The organism is Muricoccus nepalensis, from assembly GCF_006438825.1.
Taxonomy (GTDB): domain Bacteria; phylum Pseudomonadota; class Alphaproteobacteria; order Acetobacterales; family Acetobacteraceae; genus Roseomonas; species Roseomonas nepalensis.
In genome coordinates this window covers 1-5144 of record NZ_RCZP01000091.1, presented here as the reverse complement: position 1 = coordinate 5144, position 5144 = coordinate 1, and the positions used below count along the sequence as shown (strand labels likewise).

Genomic DNA, 5144 nt, shown 5'->3' with positions numbered 1-5144 from the left:
GCGGCAGATCCTTCGGCAGCGCCGCCCACTGACAGCCAGTGCTCAGGATGTACATCACCCCATTCAGCACCGCGCGCACGTCGACCGACCGCCTGTTGCCGCCGCGCTTCGCGCGCGGGATCAGCGGGCCGACGATCGACCATTCCTCATCGGTCAGATCGCTCGGGTAGCGCAGCTGGCTGCGGTCGTATCTGGGCCGGTTCTCGGGCGTCCACATGGACGCTCTTCTTCCTCAACCCGCTGCGGCGAGCCAATCACAACCGATTCAAATGCCTTCATCTGTTCCCGGATGGACACTTAAAGCTGTTTCAGCTGATTAGGATTGCCGCGAAGCGAGAGTTCGGCGGACCACACGACACATGGGTGACCATTCAGAACCCTTCCGTGCCAAACGGACGCACTGATCCGACACAAGCTTCTGTGATTAATTGGGTTTACTCCCCCGTAAGCCTGACTTGATCAGATGCAGCCGTTCATCGCCGGGTGCTCATGATCCAGATCCTCGCCTGCTTGACCGAGCAGCACGACCCCTGGGTCGTCCTGGCTGCCGCAGCGCTCTGCGTCACGGCCGCCCTCTCCTGCGCCCTGTCGTTGCGTGGCCCTGGACGCATCCGGCCCGTGCTTGCCGCCGTCCTCATCGGCGCAGGCGCGTGGTCGACGCATTTCGTTGCCCTCCTTGCCTACGATCCCGGCCTTCCCATGGGCTTCGCCCTCGCGCCCACGCTGCTCTCCGTCGGGGTAGCGCTCGTTGGCAGCCTCGCGGGCTTCGTGCTCTGGTCCACGGGCAGCCGCCCCTGGTGCCGCCCGGCCGGAGGCGCCTTGCTCGGCATCGCCATCGCGGCCATGCACTACCTCGGTATGACCGCGGTGCGCGTGCCCGGCCATCTGTCCTTTGCCCCCAGCCACGTCGCCGCTTCCCTCGCGCTCGCCGCCGGGCTCGGCGCCCTCGCGCTCCTCATGCTTCGTCGCGACGCCTCCTCCTGGCGGCGGCTGGCAGGCGCGGTGCTGCTCGTGGCCACGATCGTGTCGCTGCACTTCACGGGCATGGGCGGCGTGGTCGTATGGCCCGACCCGGAAGTGGTTGTGCCGCCGGCCGCTCTGCCGCGGGCGCAGCTCCTGCTCCTCGTCACAACGATCACGGCCGTCGCGCTGCTCGCCGCCCTCATGGTGCTGGCCATTGAAGCAAGGATGGATCTCGCCGCCCGGGCGGCTGAGGCCGGTCGGCTGCGCGGCCTCGCCGACGCCGCCTTCGAGGCGCTCGCCCTGCTCGACGACGCGGGCCGGGTGGCCGATGCGAGCAGCCAATTCGCCCGGCTGGCCGGCCGCCCGCGAGAGGATCTTATCGGCCTCTCCTTTGCCTCTCTCCTTGAGAGCGGCGCGCTTGAGGACGCTACGGCCGTCCTCGCAGGCGGCATCCCCGTGGAGCTCCGGCGCCGCCCCATCGAAACCGCTTCCGGCGCCCGCACGGTCGTCGCGCTCCGCGACCTGCGCGAGAGGATTGCCTCCGAGACCCGGATGGAGCGCCTCGCGCACCACGACGTCCTGACCGGCCTCGCCAACCGCACCCTCCTCCGCCAGCGCCTCGAGGAGGAGATCGCCCGCGGCCGGCTCGGCGGGCCAGGCTTCGCCGTGCTGTGCCTCGACCTCGACCGCTTCAAGCCCGTCAACGACGTCTACGGCCACGCCGCCGGCGACCTGCTGCTGCAGAAGGTCGCGGAACGCGTCGGTGCCTGCCTACGCCACACCGACCTCTGCGCCCGCACCGGCGGCGACGAGTTCGTCATCCTCCTCTCGCTCACCGACGAGCCCGGCCGCGCCCAGGCCCTCGCCAAGCGGCTCCTCGGGGCGCTCTCGCAGCCCTTCGACCTCGGCTTCGCGGAGGTGACGATCTCTCTCTCGGCCGGCGTCGCCCTCTTCCCCGAGGACGGCGCCACGGCGGAGGAGGTGCTTCGCGCCGCCGACATCGCGCTCTACCGCGCCAAGGAGTGCGGACGCGCCGACGTTGCCTTCTTCCACGCCGGCATGGACGAGGAGGTGCGCCGCCGACACGCGCTCGAGCGCGACCTGCGCGAGGCCGTCGCCCGCGGCCAGATGACCCTTGCTTGGCAGCCCCAGGCCGACTCCGCGACCGGCAGCGTCCGCGGCTTCGAGGCCCTCCTCCGCTGGCAACACCCGGAGCGCGGGCCGGTCAGCCCCGGCGTCTTCATTCCCATCGCCGAGGCCTCCGGCGCCATCCTGCAGATCGGCGCCTGGGTCCTGCGCACCGCCGCGGCCGAGGCCGCGGGCTGGGCGAACCCGCTGCGGGTGGCCGTGAATGTCTCCGCCCTCCAGATCCAGCAGGGCGACTTTCCCCAGCTCGTCCGGGATGTCCTTGCCGAAACCGGCCTCGACCCCGCACGCCTCGAGATCGAGGTCACCGAGAGCCTCCTCATCACCGACACCGAGCGCACGCGCCGCACCCTGGACGCGCTGAAATCCCTCGGCGTGCAGCTCTCGCTCGACGACTTCGGCACCGGCTACTCCTCCCTCAGCATGCTCCGGAACTTCCCCTTCGACCGCGTGAAGATGGACCGCAGCTTCGTCAGCTCGCTGACCGAGAGCGACAACTCGGCGGCCCTCGTACACGGCATTCTCGGCCTGAGCCGTGGCCTCGGCCTGCCCGTCGTCGCCGAAGGCGTGGAGACTGAGGCGCAGTTCCGCGTCCTCAAGGCTGCCCAGTGCGCGGAGATCCAGGGCTACCTCATCGGCAAGCCTCAGCCGATCACAAGTTATGATGAGCTGACGCATGGCGGATCAGCAGCGGCGGCCGCATGAGGTGCGTACGCAACATGCTTGATCAGCTTCGACCATCTGCCACTCTATCTGGTGATCAACTTCGGGCCTAGGCACGACGATCGAGACGCACCCTTCGCCTGGAGTACTCACCCGTGTGCGCCATGCTGCAATCAGAGCCGTGTGAGGACGTTTGCAGGACCAGAGCGGGTCGTTGTGCTCCGCTCAGAAGCCAGCAAGTTGCTCGGCGGCGGCGTGGAGGGCGGCTGCGACAAAGGCGGAGTGCTTCCACGCCTCCTCACGTGAGGAGGACAAGGAGAAGAGGATGGCCGTGAGACGCCCGCAGACCTCGTCCAAGGCCTCGCGGCGTGCGGCGGTATCGTGCAGTCCATCGAGGCGCTTCTTGAGGCTCGCGATAAGCGCCTGCTGAAGGAGTTGGTTAAGGGCGGATGGTGGGGGAGCCGAGCAGGGCGCCCTATCGCCGGGCTGCTCGCGAAGGGAGGCCGCGAGGCGCAGCAGCGCTTCACGGCCTGGGGCGAACACGTCCGGCGATGCCCTCTGCAGCGCCTGGTTCATGCTCGCCCGTACCGCCTGTTCATCGCTCGACATGGGACAGCCTCGTTGCACGACGGCACCCTGACAGGTCCAGCTTTCATCTCGCTGACGTGATGGAAAGTGCGTTCTACCCGTCAGGCTGCTCAGCGGGGCGGCGCTGCTTTCCCACTCCGCCACCGATGCCGACACTGGGTGGATCGCCGCGTCGGCGCTGACCGACAAGGATACGGATCACGGTTCGCGGGTCAGGCCTTTGCTCCATGCCGCTCGGCCTGACGCTGAGCGGGGCCAACCGCCCCGACAGCCGCATGCTGGCGCCCATGCTCGATGTTGTGTCGGGCGTGCGGGCCAGGCGCAGGAGGCCTCCCCGCCGCAGGTCCACCAAGCTTCATGCCGACAGGGCTTACGATCACCGCCGCTGCCGTCGTGAGTGCCGCGCCCGCGGCACCACGCCACGCATCGCACGGCGGGGCATCGAGAGCAGTGCCCGCCTCGGATGACACCGCTGGGTGGTTGAGCGCATCTTCGTCTGGCTCGCCCGCTTCCGGTGCCTCACCGTCCGCTACGAACGCCCCGCTGACCTCCATCTCGCCCTCACGACCCTCGCCTGCGCTGTCATCTATCTCCTGTCAACGGCGCAGCAAAACCAGGCCAGCGCGGCGGAGTAAAACAAGGCCACTGACGGCTTGGCGGCACCAGAGCCGACTGGCTATCGATCGGGGGCCAGTCAGGTCTGCGGCTGGTTTTTGTGGCGGTTATCGGGGCAGGATCTCGCCGGTATCCGGGTCGATCTGCTCGCCTGCGACGGCTTCAGCTGGCGCGGCCTTTGTGGAGTGGCGCCGCCGGGCAGTGGACTGGGCCAGGCGGTAGCTCTCGCCGTTCATCGCCAGGATGTGGACGTGGTGGGTGAGCCGGTCGAGCAGGGCGCCGGTGAGACGTTCCGAGCCGAGCACCGCGGTCCACTCCTCGAAAGGCAGGTTCGAGGTGACGATGGTGGAGCCGTGTTCGTAGCGCTGACTGAACACCTCGAACAGCAGCTCGGCGCCGGTCGGCGACAGCGGCACGTAGCCGAGCTCGTCGACGATCAGCAGCCTGGCTGCCTGCAACTCCCGCTGCAGCCTCAGCAGGCGCTTCTCGTCACGCGCTTCCATCAGCTGGTGCACCAGCTGGGCCGCGGTCGTGAACACGACGCTGAACCCTCTCTGGCAGGCGGCCAGGCCGAGGCCGAGGGCGACGTGGCTCTTGCCGGTGCCGCTGTTGCCGAGCGCGATGATGTTCTCGCGCCCCAGGATGTACTCGCAGCGCGCCAGCTCCAGGACCAGCATCTTGTTGAGGCTGGGAATGGCGGTGAACACGAAGCTGTCGAGGCTCTTGGTTGTCGGGAACCGCGCCTGGCGGATGCGCCGCTCCACCAGGCGCCGCTCGCGGTCGATCAACTCCAGCTCAAGGAGGCGCAGCAGGTAGCGAGGGTGGTCGACGCCGTCGCGGGCGCATTCGCGGGCCACCTTGTCGTACTCGCGCAGCACCGTCGGCAGCCGGAGCTGCTTGAGGTGGTGGGCCAGCAGGATCTGCGGCGTTCCCTGGCTGGTGCCATGCGGCATGCCATCGGCCGCGCTCATGCCACCCGCTCCTGCAGCAGCGTGGTGTAGTCCGCGGCGCGGGTCATCCGCACCTCGGTGCCCGGCAGCCAGGGGTAGGCGGTCAGGTCGAGCCTGGGCGGGCGCCGCTCGATCCGCGCCAGGACGATCTGCCGGACCGCGTCATAGCCGATGGCGCCGAGGTGGATGGCGTCGGTCACCGCGGCGGCCACCACCTCC

4 protein-coding genes and 2 pseudogenes are annotated in these 5144 nt (G+C 68.9%); 2 read left to right on the top strand and 4 right to left on the bottom strand.

Annotated features, from left to right (window positions below; all coding sequences use genetic code 11):
• Positions 1-217, bottom strand: a 217-nt coding sequence (locus EAH89_RS30245; RefSeq protein WP_140887747.1) for a transposase, incomplete at its 3' end; no start/stop codon positions are given.
• Positions 218-489: 272 nt separating this feature from the next.
• Here EAH89_RS30245 and EAH89_RS30240 point away from each other — a divergent pair.
• Positions 490-2814, top strand: coding sequence for a bifunctional diguanylate cyclase/phosphodiesterase (locus EAH89_RS30240; protein ID WP_140887806.1), 2325 nt, complete (start codon positions 490-492; stop codon positions 2812-2814).
• A gap of 183 nt (positions 2815-2997) precedes the next feature.
• Here EAH89_RS30240 and EAH89_RS30235 read toward each other — a convergent pair whose 3' ends face one another.
• Positions 2998-3381 (bottom strand): hypothetical protein, encoded by a 384-nt coding sequence (locus tag EAH89_RS30235; protein WP_140887804.1) that lies wholly within the window; start codon positions 3379-3381, stop codon positions 2998-3000.
• A 209-nt stretch (positions 3382-3590) separates the two neighbouring features.
• Here EAH89_RS30235 and EAH89_RS30230 point away from each other — a divergent pair.
• Positions 3591-3995: pseudogene (locus EAH89_RS30230) on the top strand (transposase); the annotation flags it as partial.
• Positions 3996-4082: 87 nt separating this feature from the next.
• On the opposite strand, the gene istB reads toward EAH89_RS30230, so the two are convergent.
• Both istB and EAH89_RS31670 read right to left on the bottom strand, forming a co-directional pair.
• Complete coding sequence (gene istB, locus EAH89_RS30225; protein WP_140887801.1) at positions 4083-4946, bottom strand: IS21-like element helper ATPase IstB; 864 nt, start codon at positions 4944-4946, stop codon at positions 4083-4085.
• Positions 4943-5144, bottom strand: a pseudogene (locus EAH89_RS31670) (IS21 family transposase); the annotation flags it as partial. The gene istB and the pseudogene EAH89_RS31670, both read right to left, overlap by 4 nt.